The sequence below is a fragment of the Bianquea renquensis genome (assembly GCF_014384895.1).
Classification (GTDB): domain Bacteria; phylum Bacillota; class Clostridia; order Lachnospirales; family Bianqueaceae; genus Bianquea; species Bianquea renquensis.
Window position 1 is genome coordinate 1 of the sequence record NZ_JACRSQ010000014.1, and the last position, 24,548, is coordinate 24,548.

Sequence of the window (24,548 nt, forward strand, 5' to 3'; positions counted from 1 at the left end):
CTTCTTTCAGATTCCACCTCGCGATGGACACCCTTGCTGTTCGGCTATGTGCTTCGTCGTTGCCTACGCGCACTCGGGACTTTCACCCGTTAGAGAACGCCCATGCTGGGCAAACAAAAAGTGTCTGCGGCGGCTCCCCCTAGAGCGCAGCAGACACTTGCTTTGATCTCCCATGGCGGCAGAGCCGGCGGCCCTGCACAGCCCTACCGCTCCCGCATAACCGCCGTCAATATTGTTATATCATCTTGCTTTCCGGTCCGCTGCCCCGTATACTGCCTGAGAGCAGCCTGAATTCCGTCTGCCAGCTGCTGTGGATCCTCCTCCTCACTTGCCAAAAGCCACCGTTTTAGCACAAGCTCTGCCTCGCGGCTATTGGGCGTCTGATCCAGAACTCCGTCCGATATCATGACCAAAACATCACCCGGCTGCAGATCCTCCTCATAGACTTCCACATCCACATTTTCCATGATTCCAATCGGCAGCATATCCGAGTGATAAATCCGAACTCGGTCTTGGCTTTTTAGGAAGGTAACAGCGCCGCCGGATTTGGCAAGGTGCATGTGTCCGCTGATAAGATCGATTAGGCCCAGGTCCAGGGTTGTGAACGTCTCGTCCCGGCTGTGGAGAACTAAAACGGAATTTAGAAGCCGTATAGCGTCCACTTCCTCCATGCCCATGTTCAACAATTTTTCTAGAAGATCCAAAGCCAAGGCGCTTTCTTCTTTTGCGTCTTCTCCCGTTCCCATGCCGTCGCTCAGCGCTAGGAGATAGCGTCCATACCGAAGTGGACCACATACGTAGCTGTCCCCATTCACCTCCATCTTTCCAATGCTGACGAGGCCGCAATCAATCTTATATGCAAGCCTCTCCCGCAATCTCCATTTCCAGAGTCCCCTGCCACTGGGGCGAATCTCCATGATCTCCATCTCTCGCTCTGCTAAGTGGGAGATCAGATGCTGCACATCCCCCCTTCGTTTTCCCGCCAGTTCCTGCTCTAAGCACAGCGTGATGTCCATTCGATCATGACAGGTGTCGAAGAGCGCGGATACCTCCGATACCCTGATCCCGCGGCGTATGAGTTCATCCTCGATTCTATGCTCCAGTCTCGCGTCACAGTGGATCTGCCTCGTCATATACTGTTCCATTGAACGCATCTGTCTGGAAATTTCCCTCAGCTGATCCTGGGCTAAATTGACACTTTTTCCCAACCGATTTTCCCAACTTAAGTTCAAGCGGTACACCTCAAAGTGGCGGTTCACCATTCGAACAAATTCTTCCCCTTTTTTACAAAATTGTAAAAACTCGGGCGATACGTCGCCGCGCTCGATTTTTCCCTTGGTCTGTGCTGCATTCACAACGTCAAAAATCGTCTGATACGTACCGTAAAAATTGCTTCCCCAGCAATATGCGTGGTGTTCGCATTCCTGACACGTCCTCCTCGCAATATCCTCAAACAGCTGCGCCATATCTTTCTCTGTCAGCGCCCTTTGCTCCGCTTCTCCCAGGGCTGCGGCGACCATATCGAAGGTCTCCGCCGTGTCCCTCATCTGCCGGCTGATATAGCGCTGGATGCGGCGAGCCTGTCCCGCTTCCTCCTTTCGCCGGCTTCTGAGGCGTCCCCGCGCTGGCAACAGCTTGTCCGGCAACAGAAAAAACGCCGCGCCTCCTATCGCCAGGGCCAATACTTCCGTCGTAACATAGCCGTTGCCCATAAACAGCAATAAAAACAGCAACCCACCCGCAAAGGAGGCGACAAAGGAGCTTACCTTTCCCAACTCCCGAAAAATACCACACAGCAGAACTTCCAGGCAACATACCATCATGATGCTCTCGCCTCCAGCTCCGCTAAGCCTCAAGATCACCATGGCTGGTACGCTGAATAAAAGTCCTCCGGCCGCTCCATATCCATAGGCAAAAAATAGGGAGCCGAAAACCAACGCCGTCTGATAGAGGGAGAACATCCCCCAGTGAAATGGCGCGATGGCCGCCAAAAGCGTGCCGAGGGTTACTGACATACCACCCAACCGTTCTTCTGATAGCCGTCCTCGGAAGCCCCCTTCCTCATACAGCGCGCTGAAACACCGCTCGTATAATATGATAAATCCGTAAAAAATAGCTGTCTCCAGCAAAACCATTACAAAGCTGTAACTCTTTGTGATGCCGATCAGATTGAGCAGGATCGTAGAAAGAGGCAGAACGGCACAGTACCCTACACTCCGCAGCGCAAATGACTTGCCGGCGGTTACCGGCATCGTGTCCCACACAAAATCAGCGACTAACAGTAAGAGCAACAATGCGCCATATTTCCACTGTAGCGATGGCATGTCCAATAAAAAGAGTCCACAGCCTGCCATGAAGGCGCTGATGAATCCGCATCTTTTTCGCTTCATCATAGCGCAGACATACGCCGGCCCAATGACATAGAGATTGACAAAAATCGGCAGCCTCACCAGGAACAGAGCCGGAACCGCCAGCGCTATATCCATCCAAAGGGATTTGTTTATATACGAATGCAGTTTTTTACCCGCGCTTGCTCTCGATAGGTTAACATGTATGTCAGCATTAGAACCTTGCATGGTATCCCTCCTATGTTCCAGGCTTTTTCATTCGAAAGGTTCTTCTATTATACCCCATGCAAAGTTGAAATTTTGTCAGTTCCTGGCACCAAAATGGTAAAATTTTCCTATTTTTTTCTACAAAATAAGCCGCATCATGACATACGGTCATGACACGGCTTATTCCCCGAATACATACAGGCGCTCACCCGGTTTGATCAGATTGAACTTCTCGCGGGCCAACTGCTCTTTGTACTCATCGGATTGGTAGTACTCCTGCATTGTCTTTTCATCCAATTGTCTCTCTTTCTCATCCAGCAGCTGCTGCTCCAGCGCGGTGATCGACTCGTCCAGCCTGGCCGATTCGGCGGACAAGGACTGCAGCTTGAGTAGGCACACGCCACTGAAAACCACAAAAAAGAGTAAGAAAAACATTCTGCGGATAACCCGTATACCCCAGTTTTCTTTTATCGGATGATCATCGGAGTACACCTTCGGCCTGCTCACCCTGCGTCTTAAAAGACTCGTTCTCTTTTTGTGCGCCATCGGCTGCCTCCTGATATTGGACTTATTTTTATTGTACTCCTTCTGCGGGGGATCGTCAATGCGTTTTTTTCTTTTTCCTGAATATTTTTCTGATTTTCTGGATCATCATGCCAATCCCCTTCCAGGGCAACGCCAGGATTCTGATCAAAGTCCGCAGTAGAACTGACAATCCCTTCACGAAGAACCGTCCCAGAGTACAACCATACACCAGAGCGCCAAGCCCCAAGCCTAGCAGACAGAATCCCCTGATTTCACCGTAATTGCTGGAAAACATGAGCCAGTAGCTGGCCGCCCCCACGCCGAGCCAGAATATAATATCTTCCAGCTGAATAATAAACAGCGCATGTGGCACTGCACGGCGGACAGCCCGCAGTGTATCGTACACGACAGCAAAAAGGATTCCAAACAATACCGTATACAGAAATAACCACGCCTGCTGAGCAATCATACTGGCTCCTACCCTTTAAAGAGCTTATTCATCAGGCCGCCGCCTTTGCCCTTTGGCGCCGCCTTCTGCGAATCATCATAAAAAATTTCACCGATATCGCCCTCCAGGGCTATCTGTCCTTTGTCTAGACTCAGGTTGCTCATGTGCAGATCCATCCCGCGTATACTCAATATTCCCTGGGACGTATCGAGAACGATCTCATTCTCATCAAAAATCAACAGATCGATAACGCCTGTGACTTCAACCCGGCCCCGCTCCTCCATGATTACACGATGTCCCGTCATGCTGGAATCCATGTGTCCCCCTCCTTACTTTTCTTTAGAATCCGGGATCGCCTCCAATCCCATCTCTTTATTCAGTATATGAGAGGGCTTATCTACAGTATTCCTATTCCTGAAAAAAAGTGTATGGATTTTATAGAAGCCGGTACATGTCGGACGCTTCCTCTTTTTTGGCATGATCTGCCACGCTGGTTACCTCCGCGCGGACTGTGCTCGAGCCAAATTGGATTTCGATGACATCTCCCACCTTCACATTGGCGCCAGCTTTCGCCACCTTGCCATTGATCAGGACACGGCCTGCGTCGCAGGCGTCATTGGCCACCGTCCTTCGCTTAATCAGACGCGATACTTTTAGATACTTGTCTAGCCGCATTGTTGCGTCCTCCCTCTTCCCTTCCACGTGTTAAAGGCTGCGCCTGGGCACAATGCTCCTGGCGGATTGCCTCTCGGCGGATTTCCCCATAGGATAAGAAAGATCTACACCTGTGTCTTCAGGCGTAGATCTCCATATCCCGTCCACAGCAGCACAGCTGCTGAGAAAAATAGTCAAACTTATTCGTTCACGGCATCCTTCAGCGCCTTGCCAGCTTTGAAGCGGGGAGCTTTGGAAGCAGAAATCTCGATGGGTTTTTTCGTCTGAGGATTGATTCCTGTTCTGGCAGGTCTCTCTGCTACCTCAAATGTGCCAAAACCTACTAACTGGATCTTTTCGCCCTTAATCAATTCTGCGGTAATCACATCCTCGAAAGCCTTCAGGAATTTCTCAGAATCTTTCTTCGTCATACCGGCCTGCTCAGCAATGGCTGCTACCAACTGCGCCTTGTTCATTGTTGTTAGTCCTCCTCGTGAATAAGATAGTAATTTAGGAGTGCTTGGTCTCTTCCCACAGCACGTCCATCTCCGCGAGAGTCAAATCTGCGAGAGACAGTCCTTGCAGCTGGCTCTTACACTCAACTGCCCTAAATCTATTTATAAACTTTTCTATGGCATTTGTCAAGACAATTTCAGGATTTAATGCAAAAAACCTTGAAAAATTGGATAAAACCAGCATCAGATCCCCCAATTCCTCCGAAATTTTGCCATTGTTTCCATTATCTTCCTCATCCTGACAATAGACCTCTGCTTCCAGCTCCTGTGTCTCCTCTTTTATCTTGTCCAACATGGCAGCGGCGTCAGGCCAGTCGAAACCCACCTTTGCCGCTTTTGCCTGTACTTTATAGGCGCGCAGCAAAGCCGGCATACTCGCCGGCACGGATTCCATCTGCTCTGTGATGGATTTGTACTGCTTTTCCTTCTGTTTTTGAGCCTCCCATGTGTCAGGGACCTGTTCTTTTGTCAAAGTCTCCTCGTCCGATCCAAATACATGGGGATGGCGGAACAGCATCTTCTTAACGACTCCGTCGCAGACGTCGTCCATAGTGAAGGCGCCCTGTTCCGCCGCTATCTGCGCCAAAAATACAATTTGAATGCAGAGATCCCCCAACTCCTCCTGCAAACCCGCCATGTCTTGCTTTCGGATGGCGTCTATGACCTCATAGGCTTCCTCCATGACGTATTGTATCAAGTCTTCCTTCGTCTGCGCCCGGTCCCAGGCGCACCCCTGCGGGGAACGCAGATCCGCCACGATCTGACACAAATCCTGAAAATCGTAGGCATTCTTTTGTGGAAATTTCATCTCGACCCTCATCCCTCTCGTGTACGGGCTAGTCCTCCATCTGCCGGCCGAGAAACCCAGCCGCAGTGAGCGCTAGCTTCTTTTCCGTCTCTCCTAATTTTTTATTTTCAGAGCCCAGCAGAAGAACAGCCCCAATGGCATCTCCCTCGCTGATAATCGGCGTAATAATCTCCGATAAGAATACGCTCTCTGTTTTATCTTGCGTCACCTGTATAAAATCGCGCTCGTCCTTGGACGCAACGATGGTCATCCTGTCCGATATTCTGTGCTCCAGCTCTTTACTGATCTCTTTGTCCAGTATCTCCCTCTTTCCGTTTCCTGAAGCGGCAATGAACATATCCTTATCACAGATACAGACGGTCAGCCCTGTGTTTTGCGCCAACACCTCCGCATACTGTTTCGCAAAGGTTCCCAATTCGCCGATAGGAGAATATTTCTTTAATATGATTTGTCCTTCCCGATCCGTAAAAATCTCCAATGGTTCCCCCTCCCGAACGCGCAGCGTACGGCGGATCTCCTTCGGAATTACGACACGGCCCAGATCGTCAATTCTTCGAACTATACCTGTTGCTTTCATGAAGTTGTTTCCTCCTGTTTACTAGAATCATTCTTCCAAATTATGTTTCTAGTATCTACGTTCGAAGAAAATTTATGCCAGCAGAAACAACTTTTTGCCAAAATAATCTGTCCGGTCCCGTTGACGCTGACGGCCTCTCACGGCGCAAAAAAATCGGAAACCGCTTTTGTCCAGAGCTCCTCGTCAATGCTGATGGGCGTTCTCTGCTCAATTTGTTCATATAAATCATTAAATCCTTGAAGTTGAAACCCCGACATGAGATCCTCGCGGTATTGTTTTTTCGCTGTCTCCAGCTGCGACGTGTATTGCCGCCTATCCAGGCCAGCGGTCTCCGGGTACTCCAGGACAAACAGGATGATGAACCCATATTTGACAGAGATAATATCTGTGTGTTCGTTGGCCGGTATTCGGAAGATGCGCTCCGCCAGGTCCGGCTGAATCTGACCTCGGTAGAATACCGTCCCGTCGCCGGCAGCGCGGATTATTCCCTCATTTAACAGCGGGTTATCCGATGGCGATGCATCCTCCCCAAATTGGGCGGCCACTGTCTGAAAATCTTCTCCCTCTTCCAGTCTGCCATAGGCTTCCTCTATCTTCGCCTGCTGTTTTTCCTTTCGCTCCTCTGGATACTCCACCCATGTCCCGTCCGCCCATTCTCCTGTATAGACCATGAGCGGCAGAAGGCGGACTTTTTGAAGGTACGCCTCCACGTCCGTATTATCATACCAAGCGAAAGCCTCATCCACCTTATTCTGCAATTCCTCTTGATCTGTGGTAAACTGCTGCGAGGTTTGATACCGGTCGGCAAAAAAGCTTTCGCGAAGGACTCTCTCCAGGACATCCTCCGTGATCTTCCACTGCTTACAGAATTCCTTTCCCAGCGCTTCCTCCAACTGCCCCCGCATCTCCTCAAGCTCCCGCTGCTCTTCCTGTGTTACATCGCCAGCCCCCTCTCTTGCGAGAACTTTTGTTCGGACAAGGGATTGCAAAGCTCTTTCCCCGACGGTTTGCACCGCATCTTGGCCCGTCAAACTGATTTTCCATATGTCCTGCCCGCCCAGCGCCTCGAAATCCTCTGCCGCCAGCTTCAGATAGATCATGCCTTCCCCCAGCGGAACCTCCTCATTCTCGATCGTCATGAGAATGTCCTCTTTTTTTTCACAGCCGGTGAGCACACCGGTGACGCAGAGGAGCAATAGCAAGATTCTGATTCCTCTCATTGGCCTTCCCCCTGTTGGTCATCCCCACGCAGAGCCATAACATTTTTCAATGCCGCTTTTACATGCTGTAGCAGCTCCCGCTCCTTTTGATAGGGGGGAAGCTGAATCGTCATTTTAACGCCCTTCCCGTTGGATTGTATTTTGGCTGTCTTTTTATACTGGAGCATAAATTCAGCGATCTTAGCTGAATCCAGCGGAGCATCCTGCCGGAAAGAGAGCAACAGCGCTCCCTGCTTGACCTCAATATTCTCAATGCCGGACTGATTTCCCATAGCCTTGATCAGAGAAATCTCCAACAGATTATTGACACTCTGCGGCATGTCGGAATACCGGTCTGTCAGTTCTTCCTGCATGTCGTAGTATTCTTCCTCATTGGCAATCCCTGCAATTTTTTTGTAAACTTCTAATTTCTGCGATTCATTTCCAATGTAGGAGGAGGGGATGAAGGCGTCAACTTTGATGTACACGCCAGTTTCAAACCTTTGCGCCACCGGACGGTTCCGGACTGTGTCCATGGCTTCCTCCAACAGTTTACAATACAGATCATACCCGACGGCGCCCATATGGCCGTGCTGCTCTGGTCCCAATATATTTCCGGCACCGCGGATTTCCAGGTCCCGCATGGCGATCTTGAAGCCAGAGCCAAACTCTGTGAACTCTCCGATGGCCTCCAGCCGCTTCTGCGCAACCTCCTGCAGAACTTTCCCGCGCTTATACAGAAAATATGCGTATGCGACGCGGTTCGAGCGGCCCACGCGGCCCCTCAACTGATATAGCTGCGCCAGGCCCATGGCGTCCGCGTTTTGAATCAGGATTGTGTTGACATTGGAGATATCCAGCCCCGTCTCGATGATGGTCGTGCAGACGAGGACATCGACTTCCCCCTCAACAAAGCGGAACATCACATCCTCCAGTTCCCGCTCCGACATCTGTCCATGGGCAAAGGCGACTCTGGCCTCCGGGACAAGCCGTGACACCATGGCCGCAACCTGTTCGATATTCCGCACTCGATTGTGAAGAAAAAATACTTGTCCTCCGCGCCCCAGTTCCCGGTAGATCGCCTCTCGGATTAATTCCTCTTCTTCCTCCATCACGAAGGTCTGGATTGGGTGTCGCTGCTGCGGAGGCTCCTCCAACACGCTCATGTCGCGGATCCCTGTCAGGCTCATATGGAGCGTGCGCGGAATCGGCGTCGCGGTTAAGGTTAAAACATCCACGTTTTCTTTCAGCCCTTTCATCTTCTCCTTGTGGGCCACACCAAAGCGCTGCTCCTCATCGACCACCAGAAGTCCCAGATCCTTGAACACCACATCCTGACTTAGGATCCGGTGTGTGCCGATCAAAATATCCACCGCTCCTTTTCTCGTCTCTTTGAGAGCTGCCTCAATTTCTTTTTTCGTTCGAAACCGCGACAGCAGCTCAATGCGAATGGGATAGTCCCGCATACGGCTTATAAATGTTTTATAGTGCTGCTGTGCCAGGATGGTGGTGGGAGCTAGGAATGCAACCTGCTTCCCATCCTGTACCGCCTTGAAGGCTGCCCGGATGGCAATCTCCGTCTTGCCGTACCCCACGTCCCCGCATATGAGGCGGTCCATGATTTTTGTGCTTTCCATATCCTGTTTCGTATCCTCGATGGCCGCCAGCTGATCATCCGTCTCCTCGTACGGAAATAGCTCTTCAAATTCCTTCTGCCACACCGTGTCCGCGGAAAAGGCGTACCCCTTTTTCGCTTCCCTGGCTGCGTACAGGGCCACCAGATCCTGCGCCAGCTTGGCGACGCCCTCGCGAACTTTGTTCTTGGTTTTGCTCCATTCCGCGCCGCCCAGCTTATTTAGCTTAGGTTTCGCATCCTCCCCCGCCACATACTTCTGTAGCATGTCCAGGGAGGTCGTCGGAACATACAGAGTCCCGCCATCCTTGTATACGATTTTGAAATAATCGCGCTTGGAATCCTCATCCTCCATCTGGACGATCCCGTGATAGATTCCAACGCCATGATTTTCATGGACAACATAATCCCCCACAGACAGCTCGCCAAAACTGGTAATCTGCTTTCCCTTATATTTCCTGCGCTTTTTTCGCCCTTTCGAAGCACCGCTGCCGTTCAGTTCCTTTTGGGATACCACGGCAAAGCCCGCTTCCGGATACACAAAGCCGCGGCTTAAGCCGCCCCGCGCCACGGCAACGCTGCCCTTGACCAGAGATTGCTGCCAGTCGGTATGTTCATACGCCGGGATGCCCTCCTCCATCAGGCGGGATGCCAACCGCTTTACTCGCGTCTGGCTTTCTGTCAACATCAGAGTCTGGTAGCGCATGGCGGTATACCCTCGCAGCTCATCCAGCAATAGATTTTCTTCCCCTTGCAGGACATTGATAGAGCGGCTTGAGACACTGACCAGCTCCTTTATGGGAAATACATTCTGATTGCCCCCCAGAAGGCTGCACAGATAGAGCTTGGCGAATCCGTCAAACCCTCTGCTGATTTCATCAAAATCCGGAAACATCCGCCCCTGATCCGGAAGCAGATATCCCTTTTGCAACCGGCTCTGTACGCTGTGTCGCAGTTCATCCTGCAATACCCGCACTTTCTCTCGAATCCTGGCCGGCTCTTGAAAAAACAGAACGGCATCCTCCGGCACGTAGTCCAGAATCGTAACGGGATTCTCATAGAAAAAAGGGATATAACTCTCCAGCCCGCGGTACCGATTCTGGGACAGCCGGTATAAAAAAGAATCCGTAATCTCGGCAAGCCTTTGCGCTTCTTCTTCCAATCCCTGCTCTCTCAAAGCCGCACTGGCGGTTTTCTGCTGCTGTTGGATTCTGCTGAGTCCCCCCTCGATATCCTTCTGGCTGAGCGGCACCTCTGTAACGGGATATACACAGATCCACTCGATGTGCTCCACAGAGCGCTGCGTCTCCACATCCAGCGTCTTGATGGTATCGATCTCATCCCCCCACATCTCAAGGCGATATGCCATCACCTCATCGATGGGAAAAATATCGACGATTCCTCCCCGGATGGAAAACTGCCCTGAGTGCTCGATCTGATCCCGCCGCTCAAATCCCATCCGGACCATCCGCTCGGCAAATTCATCCAGTGGCATACGATCCCCAACGCGCTTGCGCAAAATAAAACCGGAGAAGACATCCTTCGGCGCCAAACGGTCGTACAGCGCTTCTACCGAAAAAATCAAGACCTTAGGGGCCTCCTCCAGCAGGGCTTTAAACACACGGATCCGTTCCTCCTCAATGGCGAGGCCCCTCACGTCGGCACTGTAAAATAGGGGATCCTTAGCCGGAAAAAACATCGCCTGCCCGGGAAAATAAAATTTCATATCCTCCCAGACTTCCTTTGCCTTCGTCTCATTGGCCGTTATAACGACCCCCATCGTCCCAAGCCGCTCAGTCAGCGCCGCCGATATATGATTCTGTACCGGATCGCCGGCGCCTGAAACCAAGACCGCCTCCCGCTTTTGCACCCGCTGCACCATGGTGTTGTAGGCCGGCAGACTCTCAAGCGGTTTAAATATCCCTCTTACTTCCATCATGCCCTCCTTGTGGCGCTTTCAAGTTAAAACGATTCATCGCTCTGTCCAACCCCTGGGAGACAATACAGGCGGCCGCCTGAGCTGCCTGATGGATTGTCTCCCCGATAACCGGGATCTCATCCTTTGAAAAATTCGACAGCACATACTCCGCCAAATCCCATCCGGGCGGCTTTTCACCGACGCCAATCCGCACTCTAGGAAAGTCCTGGGACCCCACATGGGCGATAACACTCTTCATCCCATTATGTCCGCCGGCGGACCCGCCCCCTCGGAGCCGGAGCGCGCCGAAGGGGATGCTGATATCGTCATAGATGACAATCAGGCCGTCCACCGAAATCTTATAAAAGTCCATTATCTCCCGGACCGCGACGCCGCTATTGTTCATATAGGTCTGCGGACGGCAGAGAAGGCAGGGTGTGCCCTCAATATCCCCCTGGGCAAGCAGGGCGTGAAATTTTTTCTTTTCCCCTTTAATGTGATATGCCTCGAGAAGGCAGGCAACGGCTTCAAATCCGACGTTATGCCTTGTGGATGCGTACTTCAAATCTGGATTCCCGAGGCCGACGATCAAAATCATATGGGTAGTCCTCTCTATCTTTTTTACAAACAGCACATGCCCTGATTCTAAAATCAGGGCTCACAGCTCGTGTCGCGTCCATCGTAGGGACCATATTGAATCAGGCAAGCAGGCCCGTCCTATCGCTTTCCTCTCTTCTGGACCCAGTCTTCCTTATTGACCTGTCTGGCTCTTGCGATCCCGAGAGCATCCGGCGGAACATCTGAGGTAATGGTGGAGCCCGCGGCGATAAATGCGCCCTCTCCCACGCGCACAGGCGATACTAGATTGGTATTACAGCCAATGAAGGCATGGTCTTCGATCACGCTTCGGTGTTTTTCCTTTCCGTCGTAATTAACCAGCACCGTGCCACACCCAAAATTGATGTTCTTTCCCACATCCGCATCCCCCACATAGGTCAAATGGGAGATCTTCGTACCCTCTCCGATGACAGAATTCTTGATCTCCACAAAGTCGCCAACCTTGACGGAGGGGCCGATAACGCTTCCAGGCCGCACATAGGCGAAGGGACCCACATTGACAAAATCCTGTATCGTGCTGTCCAGCAGCGTGGAATTTTGAATGGTGACATGGTCTCCGATGGTACAATCCACAATGCGGCTGTTGGGACCGATGACGCAGTGTTCTCCAATATGCGTATTCCCCTCGAGAAAAGTGCCCGGATACAGGACCGTATCCCTGCCGATCCTCACGTGGGGAGAGACATAGGTATTCTCCATGGATAGAAGGGTTACCCCCTCCGCCATTAAGCGGCGATTGATTCGCTTTTGCATAATCTGGGTGGCCTCCAGCAGCTGCATCCGGTCGTTCACTCCCAGGATCACGGCGGAGTCCTCACAGATGGCCGCCTCCGCCCTCCCGCCTGCTTCCATAATTTTGGGGACCGCATCGGGAAGATAGTACTCTCCCTGGCTATTTTGATTATCAATCTTCGCCAGCGCCTCCAAGAGCGCCTCGCTCTGGAAACAGTACATGCCTGAATTGACTTCCTGAATTTTTCTTTGCGCTTCCGTGGCATCCCGTTGCTCCACACTATACAAAAAGTTTCCGCCGGCATCCCGCACGATTCTGCCATACCCCGTTGGATTTTCCACTATGGTCGATAAGACTGTCACTGCATTTTTTTCCATCTGATGGACCTGCAACAGCCTCTCCAGGACTTCTCCCTGGACTAAAGGCGTGTCCCCGCATAGAACCAGCACATCGCTGGGCTCTCCCTCGATAAACTTGCTGGCCTGCATAACGGCATGTCCTGTGCCGAGCTGCTCCTTTTGCTGGACAAAGGTGATGCCTGGCGTATCCTGTAAGGCTTCCATAACCATTTCGCCTTTATGTCCGATGACGACGCAGATTTCCTCACAGCCAACTTTTTTCGATGCTTCAATAATATAGTGAAGCATTGGGTAACCTAATATTTCATGGAGGCATTTCGGTTTTTCTGATTTCATCCGTGTTCCCATACCGGCGGCTAAGATCACGGTCTTGACCTTACGGTTCACTAAACGCACATCCTTTCACACTAAACTAGATTGATTATATACTGAAATGATACCCCGGTCAAGTCTAATGCTATACGTTTTATTAAAAAGTTCTCGTTCAGCGAAAACTTACTTTATGCCAATTCTTATAAAATATCCACTGAAAATCATTGTACTTCGAACCTGCGGATGTCCGCCTGTTTTGCAGGGGTTCACCCTTTACATTTCTCTAAAGTATGGTAAAATATAGGTAAGGAAAAAGTCTGTTTGGACAGACAGAAGGGAGCATTATGAAAAAAGTTCATTTTATTGGCATTGGCGGCGTCAGCATGAGCGGCCTTGCGCAGATTATGCTGGCTAGAGGCTATGAAGTCAGCGGTTCTGACCAAAAATCGACTGAAATGACAAAGCATCTGGAGGATCTGGGGATTCGTGTGTATATCGGCCAGAAAGCCTCCAACATCGCAGATGACCTTTCTTTGATCGTATATACCGCCGCTATCCATGAGGACAATCCAGAGCTGGCGGCAGCTCGCGCCAGCGGGGCTACGGTGATCGAGCGCGCTGTGTTGCTTGGGCAGCTCATGGACGAATACCCTGTCTCCATCGCAATCGCCGGAACCCACGGAAAGACCAGCACAAGCAGCATGGCGTCCTACATTTTTATGGAGGCTGGCCTGGACCCGACGGTTACCGTGGGGGGGATTTTGCACAATCTGCAGAGTAATTTTCGAATCGGCAATTCGCAGTACTTTATCGCGGAGGCCTGCGAGTACTCCGACAGCTTCCTCCACTTTCACCCAAAGGTCAGCGTGATTACCAATATTGAGGCGGAGCATCTGGACTACTTTAAGGATCTGGACGCCATCCACGCCTCCTTTCAAAAATTTGTCGCCGGGATGAAGCCAGACGGGACATTGATTCTAGAGAAAGAGCTATTGCCGCTATTCCAATGGTTTTCTGGAACGATCCTCACCGTCTCCTTAGATGGCGATGCGGACGTAACCTGTTCTCAGATTGAGCACCACAGAGAGGGTCTGGGATCTTCCTTTCACATTGTATATCACGGTCAGGATCTGGGCGCTGTGGATCTGTTTGTGCCTGGATGCCACAATATCTTTGACGCTCTCTGCGCCGCGGGAACCGCACTGTGTCAGGGCGTCCCCTTTGACTCTATCCGCCAGGGGCTTTCCCAGTATAAAAGTACAAAAAAACGCTTTGAGTATAAGGGGACCGTCGGCGGCGTTACGATCATCGACGACTACGCCCACCACCCCTCTGAGATTCGCGCGACGCTGCTCGCCGCGAGTGAGGTTCCTCACCGCGAGCTCTATGTTGTCTTTCAACCCCATACCTATAGCCGCACCAAGGCTTTCCTGAAGGAGTTCGCCCAGGCCCTATCCCTCGCCGACCATGTGGTGCTGGCCGACATCTACTCCGCCAGGGAAAAGGATTTGGGGGAGATTCATTCCTCCGACCTCTGCCGGGAACTCCGCAAGCTCGACAAGGATTGTCACTACTTTGGTACTTTCGACGAAATTGAAAATTTTCTCCTAAAAAATTGTTCCCCAAAGGATTTGTTGATAACTATGGGGGCGGGAGATATAGTAATAATCGCAGAAGACCTCCTTGGAAAATAGATATCCACATTATCCACACACTTATACACAGATTGCAATTTTTATTTTGTGAATAAGTCATGCATAAACTGTGGATAACTTCAACCTCTGAATCCAGCTATTTATCCAACTTTCATCCCTTACCAAATATTTGTTCCCAGACTTATCCACCATACGGTGGATAAGTCTCACATCCAGTCTGGTGAATATCGTCCCCCTTCACAAATCAAAAATCTTGTAGTATAATAGCAAGCATCAGACGGCAGGGACGCATTTGTAGACTCCGCTTGCCCTGCCAGCCAGCACCACACGCACGTTCGCTTGTACAACATCGATTTTGCCAGAAAGAGGGGACCCACGTCATGCCGGACATATCATTTCTCAAACAGAATCACAGATCCTGCACACCGATTCCGGATGATTTTATCTTGCGCCACATGCCAGCCGCCAACGGCGCCTATGTGAAAGTGTATCTCTACATATATTACCACTTTTTGAACGCCTCCCAGGATTTTACCACCAAATCGGCCTCCCAGGCGCTGAATCTCATCGAATCCGATGTGCTGGAAGCCCTTTACTATTGGGCCTCCGAGGGGGTGCTCAAACTTGACGCTGAGGATGATCAGCTGACAGTCAGCTTTCCATCCCTCACGTCCCCTGAGCCGAATCCCCCGGCGCCCAAAAAGGAGGAGCCGGAGACACCCCCTGTCAGCAAAGTCGTGCGCGTGGAGCATAAACCCTCCTACACCCCTGAGGAACTGGCTATCTATCAAAACAATCCACAGATCCAGCGTCTTTTCTCCATGGCTTCCGAGGCCCTGGGCGAGATTTTGAGTTTCCCCAATCTGTCGCTGCTGTACAGCTTCTATGACTACTATCGCTTGCCCACGGACGTGATCGAATACTTGGTGGCGTACTGCGTCAGCAATGGAAATCGCAGCCTTCGCTATATGGAAAAGGTCGCGCAGGATTGGGCCGACCGCGGAATTACGTCCCTGGAAAAGGCGCAGGAGCACACAAAGCGCTTTCAAGTGTACCGTCCCATCATGAAAGCACTGGGAATCACCGGGCGCAATCCGTCGGAGACAGATATCCGCACCATGGACCGCTGGGTCGAACAATATCGCCTCCCCATGGAGTTGATCCTGGAGGCCTGCCGCCGCACGGTGGCAAAGACGGGACAAGCCAGCTTTCACTACGCGGAGGGAATACTGGCAGACTGGCACAGCAAACAGATCCACACCCTGGAGGACGTGGCGCGTTCCGATGAGGCTTTCGCGCAAAAGCGCGCCGCCACACAGGAATCCGCTGGTTCCGGGCCGGCCCGGAAGGCATCCGCCAAGAATACCTTCCATTCCTATCCGCAGCGGGATGACTGGGACTACGATGGACTGGAGAAAATGGCGCGAGAACAGCTCTATTCCGGGGAAAGGAAATAAGCGATGCCCGTATCGGATCAAGACTTCAAAAAAATCCTGTTGGAGTACGACGAGCGCAGAGCGCAAGCCGCCGCTGAACAGAGAGCCCATGTCGAGGAGGTTCACCGCAGGCTGCCCCAGGTTCGCGCTATCGACGCTGAATTGGAAAGCTTCGGCATACGGGCGATGAAGGAATACCTTCAGACCCGCCAGGATCCCCGCCGGCTCATCGACGGCGTGCGCCTCCACGTGCAGTCTCTGGTGACGGAAAAGGAAGCCCTGCTGCGGGAGGCCGGATTTCCCGCCGATTATTTGGAGCTCCATTACCTGTGCCCGGAGTGCAGGGATACCGGTTTTGTCCAGCATCAGCGATGCCGCTGTCTCACCCAAAGGCTCATCGATCTGGCCTACTCTCAGTCCAACATCAAAAACTTGCTTGCCCTTGAGAATTTCCAGACCTTTGACATCAGCCTCTTCTCCCCCTCATCCTTTGGAAATGAGCCTGCAACGCCCCGGGAGAATATGCAGCACATTCAGGATACGGTCATGAAGTATATCTGGCATTTCTCCGACACCACAGACGCCAACTTTTTATTTTACGGCTCCACCGGCACAGGCAAGACCTTTCTGTGTAACTGCATCGCCAAAGAAATTCTGGATCAAGGCTATACAGTGCTCTATGAGACCGCCTACGAGCTGTGCAGCCTGTTGGAAAAGCAGCGCTTTCGGGATCGCAGCCGTGAGCGCACTCGCGAGGAGGATCTGGACCTGCCTGACATGATCCTGGACAGTGACCTCCTGATCATCGACGATCTGGGAACGGAGTTTGCCACCAGCCTTTCCGTGGCCGATCTGTTCCACTGCATCAACCATCGATTGCTCCACAGCAAATCCACTATCATATCCACCAACCTGGCGCTCAGCCAGCTGAAAAAGCAGTATTCAGACCGAATGTTTTCCCGGCTTCTGGGAAGCTATCAGCTTGTGAAGTTTTACGGGGACGACATCCGGACAAAGAAAAAGTTCACCCGCCCTGTGCGGGAGGCTTAGGTTCGGCCAACTTTTCGATTGTAAATGTTCGTCTTCGCGGACTCAGAACTAGGTCCTATGGGACAAGGCAAGGGACTGCCCTAACAGATGCATCGCGTTTAGGACAGTCCCTCTATATTGTTGTGTGCTCTCCTGCCGCCGGCTCAGCCTTCGACGGTCAGAGGCTGCCCTGGCACAATGGGGATCCGGCTTTCCCCCAACACCAGTGTTCCACCCTCTGCGTCGGTGGTCACTTGCACCCTTGCGCCCTCCACCTGTACCGTCACGGACTTTCCGTCGGGCAGCGGCACTGTTCCGCGCATAGACGCAAGCCCTCCAAGTTGAGGACGAACCTGAAATTCCGCATAGCCAACCTTGGTTGGCTCCACCCCGAGGAAATAGCGCCCCAACAGATAGATGGGGCTGGCTCCCCATGCATGGCAAAAACTTTTGTCGAAAGGCTGGTTATACATGGCGCACTGCTCTACGCCCGTTAAGGTCGGATCATACTCTTCCCAGAAGGTCGTGGCGCCCTCCTCCAGCATACCGCCCCAATAGGACTCCATCTGGGCCAAAACTGTACGGTACTCTCCCATTTTGCAGAGCGCTTCCAACTCATAAAATTTGAAGTACGGCGTGGTGATGGGCGGCACCTCCTCATTGAGAATCACCGAGGTTTTGATTCGCTGCGCCATCTCCTCGCTGGCGAAGCCAAAGATAATGGCAAAGAGATTGGCGTGCCGTCGAATCTGTTGGGAAGGCTGTAAATCCCGGCATGTGGTCACGAAAGCTCCCCGCTCCTCATTCCAGTATAGCCGAAGGATCTTCCCCCGAACAGTGCTTGCCAGGTTCCCGTATCGCTCCTGATCCTCTTGAAAGTCCAGCAGCGCCGCGCACTGGCTCATGGACTCCAGCGCCTTGCAATACAGCATCTGCATGGCGCACAGGGCGCCATCCTTTTCCATGTCCGCCCAATCGATAAAGACCCAGTCTCCTTGTCCCTCGATCAAGCCATCCTTATTTCCACGGCCGATACAGTATTCCATGAGACTCTTCATCCTGGGATAGATCTGGCTCACGAATTCCCCGTCGCCTGTATGATGATAGTAGTCCCAGACGGAGATCAGCCAGTAAAAGGAGTAATCCACAATGGTGTTGATGTGGGAGGGAATCGGATCTTTTCCGCGCAAGGCCAGCATTGTCCGCTTGATGATGTCCTGATCAAAGAAACTATAGTAATCCAGGAAATAACTCTGATACGCATCTCCCGACCAGACCCAGCGGTCCCGCTTGATTCCGTCTAAGAAAAAGAGCCTGCTGCACAGTTCCAGCGTGTACAGTGACACGTCGTAAATGGTATTCAGTGTCTCATTAGGGCATTGAAAGGCGCCCCGCTTCTCCAGTGGAAGATATTCATAGAGTCCTGACAGCGTACCTGGCTCCCCCTCGCTCTCCACATAGACATAGCGAAAAGCCCTGGCGGGCAAAATATGCTGAGGTTCCTGAATTGTTACACAGTCTCGAATGACTGTCTTTTCTTTGTGTAGAGCTTCTTCCCTGCTTTCGCCGTAATAAATTCGGAGGACAGCTCCGGGTTCCCCGCCGTCAATCACAAGTTTGCTGAAGGTCTCTTTTCCAAAGTCATACAGTTCCCCCTGCTCGACTTTCATCCGCCCCACCGGCTGGACCGGCTTGCAGGGCAGTGAGAATTTTGAGGGCGGAACCGCAGGGTCATCCAAGTTCCAGCATCCCACGGGACTCTTATCTCCGGCCAAACTGTCGGCTGACCAGGTTTCATCGCTGATGATGGTATGGCCCTGAACAAACACGCTTGGCAGCCCTGTGGCATTTCCCACTATGACTGTCAGCACATAGTCGCCAGCCTTGACCAAATGCCGGTTGCCCTCCCGTACCGGCTGGCGTAGCCCGTTGATGGACACATAGCCGACGCCATCCATGGTCACCGCGATGGTCTCATCTTTCTCCAGATGGCCCTTCTTTGTAAATCGGATGAGCCGGTTGCAGTCAAATAGTTTCCAGAAGGCCGGCACAATATTGCCCCGCTCCTCCCTCTGCAGCCCCATCAGCATATGCTGGTGAATTTCAAAATCTCCGTAGTACCAGATCCAAGTCGGTTTCGTCCGTCTAGTTTTCATTTCCATCCTCCCCTTCCATAAGATTGATTCTCCTCTGGTGCCGTTCCTCCCCTGAAAATGGAGTGTGCAGGAATATATCCGCGATCTTGACCGCCAACCCCGGCCCGACGACACGGCCTCCCATGGCAAGAATATTGGCGTCATTGTGCAGTCTCGTCGCCTCCGCGGAAAAGCAGTCGTGGCACAGAGCGCAGCGCACGCCTTTCACCTTATTGGCGGCCATGGAAATTCCGATGCCGGTTCCACAGATGAGAATTCCCTTTTCCGCCTTTCCCTCTGCGACTTCCTTGGCCACAGCTTTTGCATAGAGGGGATAGTCGCACGCCGCTTCCCCGTAGCATCCAAAATCCTTATAGGGAATCTTCTGTTCCTGCAAATAGCGGAGTATCTCCTGCTTCAACCCATATCCGCCGTGATCACATCCGATTGCTATCACTCTTCCTCATCCTTTCCTGTCGCAGTATCAACATGTAAAATCCGTCCCGCCGCTGCTTTGCACAGACGGTTCATAATGGCCTCGCCCACCCCATCCCGGGGCAGCGCCTCGCCGTATATAGCCTGACAGCCGCCCTCATCAAACCTTCGGAGCGCTCTAAATAGATTGGCGGCTATCTGATCCGGCTGCTTCCGGCTTCCGAGGATCTCAACCTGCACGGCAGCCGGTATGTGCCCCTGAAAGTATTGCGCCTGCATCTCCGCCGTGATGAGCAGACCTGTCTTGTATCCCTTTCCTATAGACTCGGCTACCTTTTCCTCCATCATGGCTCTGACTCGCTCCAACGGACCCTCCAGCAAAATCAGCTCCCCCTTGGGTGCGTAATGCTTATACTTCATACCCGGCGCCTTGGGGACTGCGGAGGATTTCAAGGCGATCCCCGGATCCATCCTCACATCCCCGATAACCTGCTGGAGCATCTCCCTCGTCACCGCCCCCGGCCGCAGGATCATAGGCTTGTCCGACGTGACATCCAAAACAGTGGACTCCAATCCGATGGCGCAAGGTCCGCCATCCAGGATTAGAGGAATGCGCCCCGCCATGTCCTCCTTCACATGCTGCGCCGTAGTCGGACTCGGCCTCCCAGAAGTGTTGGCGCTCGGGGCCACAACGGGAAGCCGGCACGCCTCAAGCAGCGCCTTTGCCACTGGATGGGAGGGCATACGAATCGCTACGGTGTCGAGGCCTCCTGTGATAGCCTTTGAGATCAAAGGCCCCTTTGGAAAAATAAGGGTGAGCGGGCCTGGCCAGAAACGCTCCATCAAAGCTTCTGCGCAGGCCGGTATCTCGGATATCAGTCCCTCCAGGGTAGCACCTGGCCAGATATGCACGATTAACGGGTTGTCGGCCGGCCGGCCCTTTGCCTCATAGATCCTGGTGATTCCCTCCTCCGACATGGCCCAGGCTCCTAGACCGTACACCGTTTCCGTTGGAAATGCAACGATCTGCCCACCTCGCAGCAGGGCGGTCGCCTCGTCAAAGACTGTGGCCTCCAACCGCCCTTCCTCAACTTTCGTGACCTTTGTGTCCCACATCGTATGTTGATTCCTTCTCTCTTTTGAACTAGGGGGTACGATTACGGAGATGACGACTCCTCCCCACTGGGGCAGTTTCCCGCCTCTATATTAAAGTATGCCGCAATGCCCGCGTAGATCCCCCACGCCACCTTTTTCTGGTAGCTCTCATCATTTAAGCTTTCTTCTTCCTTCGAATTCGTGAGAAATCCACACTCCACCAATACCGCGGGAATCTCGCTCTGTTTTAAGATATAATAGCTGTCGTTCTGCTTGATCACCCTGGTATTGTCCGGGGATGTAAAGGAATTCAGCTGGTCCTGGATTTCCGTCGCCAGGCGTTTTGCCTCTTCTGAATTCTCCTGGTAAAATACCTGCGGTCCCCAGTATTGGCTTTCGGGAAAACTGTTTTGATGGATGCTGACCATGAGGTCTGCACCGCTCTCATTGATCATGTCCCGGCGCTTCTGCATGTCCGCGCGTTTTTTATTCTGGTCCTGCTCCGTATATAATCCTTCATCTTCCAAACGGGTGACAACGACCTGCGCTCCCCCGATCTCTAAGTACGCCTGCAATTTCAGAGCGATGGCCAGATTGATGTCTTTCTCGTCAGCGCCGTTGGTTCCCGGCTTTCCAGGATCCATGCCGCCATGACCGGCATCCAGGTAGATCAGCTTGCCGGCCAAGGGCAGTCCCCGGGTGCTGATGACCGTGTGCGCATAGGATATGGTCAGCGCGCTCAGACATACGACTAGCACCGGGATTACAATTCGATATACTGTTATGGTTTTTCTGGACATGGTCCCATCCCCTTTTTTTCCTATTCTATTCGGGGATACCTCTGTCCTATGCCTGGACCTGAAAGGCTCCAACCATAGACGCATATTTTTTCTTCGTCCGGACTCGAAGAAAAATCCCGTCCTCCCGGAATTCCTCCTCCAAAATCTGTCCCTTTCTTCGGATCATATCGTGGAGCCGTCCCTCTGAATAGGGCAACAAAACGGAGATCTCCATCTGCTGAGCGTCCAAAATTCGATCCACCGCCTCCAACACGGCGTGCCGGTCTTCATCGGAAAAGGCCGATATCTTTAAGATTTCCTCCGAGGCATAGGGGACATGCACCGCCATCTCACTGGCGCCAGCTTTATCCTGCTTATTTAGAAGCGTCACAACGGGCTTATCCCCTGCTCCCAAGTCCTCCATCGCTTTCGTGGTAACCGTCATGTTGAGCTGCGCCTTCTCATCCGATGCGTCCACCACGTGCAATAGGATATCGGCATATACAACCTCCTCCAACGTCGCGCGAAAGGCTTTGACTAACTGGTGCGGGAGCTTATGGATGAAGCCTACCGTGTCCGTCAATAGCGCTTCCCGGCCGCTGGGCAGCAGGATCTTCCGCGTTGTCGTGTCCAGTGTCGCAAACAGCTTATCCTCTTCCAGCACGCCGGCGTTGGTAAACCGGTTGAAGAGTGTAGATTTTCCCGCGTTGGTGTATCCCACCAGCGCCAACACCGGAATCTCATTCTCCGTTCGCTGGGAGCGCAACAGTCCCCGCTGCTGCTCCATGTCCTTCAGCTGCCGGTTGAGCATATCGATCCTGCGCCGGATATGCCGACGGTCTAGCTCTAGCTTCGTCTCCCCCGCGCCTCGAGTGTGGGTCCCCACCGCGGCGCCCTGCCTGGACAGTTCCGTCCCAAGCCCCGTCAGCCGCGTCAACCTATAGTTTAGCTGTGCCAGCTCAACCTGCATCATGCCTTCTTTTGTCACAGCGCGCTGAGAAAAGATATCCAGGATCAACAGCGTGCGGTCTACAACCTTGACGCCAAGCTGATCTGTCAGAGCTTTCAATTGAACCGGAGTCAGTTCATCGTCGGTAATGACCCCATCAGCCCCCGTCTCGGCAATCTTTTCCTTAACTTCCGCGATCTTGCCTGTACCGAGATAGGTCTTAGGGTGCGGCGAGTCCAGCTTCTGTATTATACGGCCCACACTGACGGCCCCCGCCGTCTCCAGCAATTCTTCCAGCTCATGTAACGATTTCTCCGCCTCGATTGGCGCGGCGTCTCCCTCGACAGCCAACAATACAAACCGTTGAACTTTTTCCTGTGTCTCGACTGCCCGTTTATCCGTTTCCATATGGCCTCCTTACTGCACATACTCTTGAAATTCTCTCCACACGCTGGCTCGCTCCAAACCGATCTTCCAAGCGGCCACGCCGGCTAATCCATTCTCTTTTGCCATGTCAAGCCGTATTTGGGTGGAGCGTTCTTCCTCTAACCAAATTTGACATAGATTGTTTCCCATTTTATATTCAACGTAATACTGGCCTATCTCATCCCGCCAGACCATCTCGCCACCGTTCTCCTCCGCCAAATCTAAGGCCCTCTCCATGCCCATGGCTTCTGTCTCGAGGGTGGTTGACCCATCTTGGCTTTCCACCGTCGTCCAGAGCCTTGTAAAAAATGGCACCCCTAACACGGTCTTCTCCGCCGGTACCTGGGCCAGCGTGTCTGCGATGCCGTCCGCGACAAAGGTTTTTGAGGCCACACTTCCCGCTTCCTCAGAGCCTGCATAATGTTCATCGTATCCCATGATGATCACATAATCCGCCACTCTCCCCAAAATATCCCGCCGGTAGTGTTCTGTCCACGGTTTCGGCACATAGCAGTCCACAGATAGGGAATACCCCGCAGGCCGCAGTACCGCTGACAGCTCGCGCATGAATTGGACGAAAAAAGGTCCTGTCTGTGTGGAGATACCCTCAAAGTCCACATTGATTCCGTCAAAGCCATACTCCTGACACAGTGCGGCCAGCTCTCGGGCCAGGGCCTGCCTCTTCTCGGTATCCTGTAAAACCGCCATCGTCTTCTCATCCTCGAAATCATTGTCAAATAAAGGCCATACCTGATATCCCTCCCCGTGTGCCCAATCGATATAGTCCCTATTGGCCAGGCATTGAACCTCTCCGTTATCCTGAAATTTCAGCCATGTGGGTGAAATGACATTGGCGATTCCGGAAGCATTGGAAAATAGCTCCGCTGTGGAAGCATCAAATCTCCCCGTATAATCCTGATGCCAGGCCATCACGATCTTGCCTTGTACCCGTCTCTCTTCTGGAATTTCAACTTCCGGCTGCGCGGGAACCTCCATCGAGTACTCCTGCCACTCCTGGACGGCATCTTCTTGAATGTATCCCACAAGCCCGTCCTGAGTCAGGACCTGTGCATACCCGCCAGCTTCCCCGAGCCGATACAGCGTCTCCCCAAGTGCAATCTGCCGGTAATACTGAAACCCTTCTCTGTGTCCCATAATGGAGTCTATGAAGTCACCGCTTTGGGGATATGCTTTCAGATAGGTGCCCTCGACAGCACAGACCCCCTTTTGTCCCTGCAGCGCCTGAACGCTGATTATATTATACTCCTTATTTTCAATCCAGTCCAGCCCAAACATGTCTCTCGCCTCATCCATTCTCATGTAGATCCGCTGGCCCTGGCGGACAAACCATACCTCCCCCTCCATCTGCACTCCATTTTTTACCATACCCGTCTCCCCGCAGGTAAAATTTAGGATTGTGTTGGCGTTGGTATAGATGACCTCTTCGCCGCCGTCCTGGTAAAAAAAGGCCTCGCCGGCAAAATTTTCGTTGATGAAGGTAAGGTCAATATAGTACTGTCCATCCCGCAGTAAAATCGAATCCTCTGCATCCATCTCCCCGCAGTATTGCAAGAGGGAGAAGCCCTCCGAGACGGCTGGATATACTTCTTGCGGTGTTATCTTTTTCATGGCAGTCAATGCGGTATACCCCCATAGACTCCCTAGTATGATGGCGAAAAGGATAAAAAAAATAAGTAGAATCAAGATCGATTGCGTCTTTTTCTTCATACGGCGTCCTCTCTCTTCAACTGTACT

21 protein-coding genes are annotated in these 24,548 nt (G+C 52.4%); 3 read left to right on the forward strand and 18 right to left on the reverse strand.

Annotation, left to right across the window (positions count from 1 at the left end):
- Positions 1-203: 203 nt before the first annotated feature.
- From H8730_RS10140 to glmU, 12 genes are all read right to left on the reverse strand, one after another.
- Complete coding sequence (locus H8730_RS10140; RefSeq protein ID WP_177720001.1) at positions 204-2,576, reverse strand: SpoIIE family protein phosphatase; 2,373 nt, start codon at positions 2,574-2,576, stop codon at positions 204-206.
- 159 nt (positions 2,577-2,735) lie between these two features.
- Complete coding sequence (locus H8730_RS10145; protein WP_177720003.1) at positions 2,736-3,101, reverse strand: septum formation initiator family protein; 366 nt, start codon at positions 3,099-3,101, stop codon at positions 2,736-2,738.
- A gap of 55 nt (positions 3,102-3,156) precedes the next feature.
- Positions 3,157-3,549: a spore cortex biosynthesis protein YabQ gene (yabQ, locus tag H8730_RS10150; protein ID WP_177720004.1), complete on the reverse strand. Its 393-nt coding sequence runs from the start codon at positions 3,547-3,549 to the stop codon at positions 3,157-3,159.
- Positions 3,550-3,557: 8 nt separating this feature from the next.
- Positions 3,558-3,845, reverse strand: a complete 288-nt coding sequence (gene yabP / locus H8730_RS10155; protein WP_177720005.1) for a sporulation protein YabP — start codon at positions 3,843-3,845, stop codon at positions 3,558-3,560.
- 118 nt (positions 3,846-3,963) lie between these two features.
- Positions 3,964-4,203, reverse strand: coding sequence for an RNA-binding S4 domain-containing protein (locus H8730_RS10160; RefSeq protein ID WP_177720006.1), 240 nt, complete (start codon positions 4,201-4,203; stop codon positions 3,964-3,966).
- A gap of 179 nt (positions 4,204-4,382) precedes the next feature.
- Positions 4,383-4,658 (reverse strand): HU family DNA-binding protein, encoded by a 276-nt coding sequence (locus tag H8730_RS10165; RefSeq protein WP_177720007.1) that lies wholly within the window; start codon positions 4,656-4,658, stop codon positions 4,383-4,385.
- A gap of 34 nt (positions 4,659-4,692) precedes the next feature.
- Positions 4,693-5,505, reverse strand: a complete 813-nt coding sequence (gene mazG, locus H8730_RS10170; RefSeq protein ID WP_177720008.1) for a nucleoside triphosphate pyrophosphohydrolase — start codon at positions 5,503-5,505, stop codon at positions 4,693-4,695.
- Between the two features lie 28 nt (positions 5,506-5,533).
- Positions 5,534-6,082: a stage V sporulation protein T gene (gene spoVT / locus H8730_RS10175; protein WP_177720009.1), complete on the reverse strand. Its 549-nt coding sequence runs from the start codon at positions 6,080-6,082 to the stop codon at positions 5,534-5,536.
- A 137-nt stretch (positions 6,083-6,219) separates the two neighbouring features.
- Positions 6,220-7,302, reverse strand: a complete 1,083-nt coding sequence (locus H8730_RS10180) for a peptidylprolyl isomerase (protein ID WP_177720010.1) — start codon at positions 7,300-7,302, stop codon at positions 6,220-6,222.
- Positions 7,299-10,850, reverse strand: coding sequence for a transcription-repair coupling factor (gene mfd, locus H8730_RS10185; protein ID WP_249289792.1), 3,552 nt, complete (start codon positions 10,848-10,850; stop codon positions 7,299-7,301). Before mfd ends, H8730_RS10180 begins: the two co-directional genes overlap by 4 nt.
- Entirely contained in the window at positions 10,828-11,430 is a 603-nt protein-coding gene (gene pth, locus H8730_RS10190; RefSeq protein ID WP_249289793.1) for an aminoacyl-tRNA hydrolase, read from the reverse strand. The genes mfd and pth overlap by 23 nt, the downstream gene beginning before the upstream one ends.
- Positions 11,431-11,549: 119 nt before the next feature.
- Complete coding sequence (gene glmU / locus H8730_RS10195) at positions 11,550-12,929, reverse strand: bifunctional UDP-N-acetylglucosamine diphosphorylase/glucosamine-1-phosphate N-acetyltransferase GlmU (protein WP_346726576.1); 1,380 nt, start codon at positions 12,927-12,929, stop codon at positions 11,550-11,552.
- A 269-nt stretch (positions 12,930-13,198) separates the two neighbouring features.
- On the opposite strand from glmU, the gene murC reads away from it, so the two are divergent.
- The 3 genes from murC to H8730_RS10210 all read left to right on the forward strand — a co-directional run bounded on the left by murC (position 13,199) and on the right by H8730_RS10210 (position 16,995).
- Positions 13,199-14,548: a UDP-N-acetylmuramate--L-alanine ligase gene (gene murC, locus H8730_RS10200; protein ID WP_177714302.1), complete on the forward strand. Its 1,350-nt coding sequence runs from the start codon at positions 13,199-13,201 to the stop codon at positions 14,546-14,548.
- A gap of 341 nt (positions 14,549-14,889) precedes the next feature.
- The gene (locus H8730_RS10205; RefSeq protein WP_177714301.1) at positions 14,890-15,966 is read left to right on the forward strand and encodes a DnaD domain protein; all 1,077 of its coding nucleotides are present in this window, start codon (positions 14,890-14,892) and stop codon (positions 15,964-15,966) included.
- A gap of 3 nt (positions 15,967-15,969) precedes the next feature.
- Positions 15,970-16,995, forward strand: coding sequence for an ATP-binding protein (locus H8730_RS10210; RefSeq protein WP_177714300.1), 1,026 nt, complete (start codon positions 15,970-15,972; stop codon positions 16,993-16,995).
- A gap of 143 nt (positions 16,996-17,138) precedes the next feature.
- Here H8730_RS10210 and H8730_RS10215 read toward each other — a convergent pair whose 3' ends face one another.
- The 6 genes from H8730_RS10215 to H8730_RS10240 are packed head-to-tail and all read right to left on the reverse strand — an operon-like array spanning position 17,139 to position 24,521.
- The gene (locus H8730_RS10215) at positions 17,139-19,130 is read right to left on the reverse strand and encodes an alpha-L-rhamnosidase-related protein (protein WP_177714299.1); all 1,992 of its coding nucleotides are present in this window, start codon (positions 19,128-19,130) and stop codon (positions 17,139-17,141) included.
- Positions 19,120-19,566 (reverse strand): ribose 5-phosphate isomerase B, encoded by a 447-nt coding sequence (rpiB, locus tag H8730_RS10220; protein ID WP_177714298.1) that lies wholly within the window; start codon positions 19,564-19,566, stop codon positions 19,120-19,122. The genes H8730_RS10215 and rpiB overlap by 11 nt, the downstream gene beginning before the upstream one ends.
- Entirely contained in the window at positions 19,563-20,660 is a 1,098-nt protein-coding gene (locus tag H8730_RS10225) for an L-threonylcarbamoyladenylate synthase (RefSeq protein WP_177714297.1), read from the reverse strand. Before H8730_RS10225 ends, rpiB begins: the two co-directional genes overlap by 4 nt.
- 41 nt (positions 20,661-20,701) lie before the next feature.
- A complete protein-coding gene (gene cwlD / locus H8730_RS10230) occupies positions 20,702-21,439 on the reverse strand; it encodes an N-acetylmuramoyl-L-alanine amidase CwlD (RefSeq protein WP_177714296.1) in 738 nt (245 codons plus the stop codon).
- A gap of 46 nt (positions 21,440-21,485) precedes the next feature.
- Positions 21,486-22,775, reverse strand: coding sequence for a GTPase HflX (gene hflX, locus H8730_RS10235; protein WP_177714295.1), 1,290 nt, complete (start codon positions 22,773-22,775; stop codon positions 21,486-21,488).
- Between the two features lie 9 nt (positions 22,776-22,784).
- Positions 22,785-24,521, reverse strand: coding sequence for a glycosyl hydrolase family 18 protein (locus H8730_RS10240; RefSeq protein ID WP_177714294.1), 1,737 nt, complete (start codon positions 24,519-24,521; stop codon positions 22,785-22,787).
- Between the last annotated feature and the right edge of the window lie 27 nt (positions 24,522-24,548).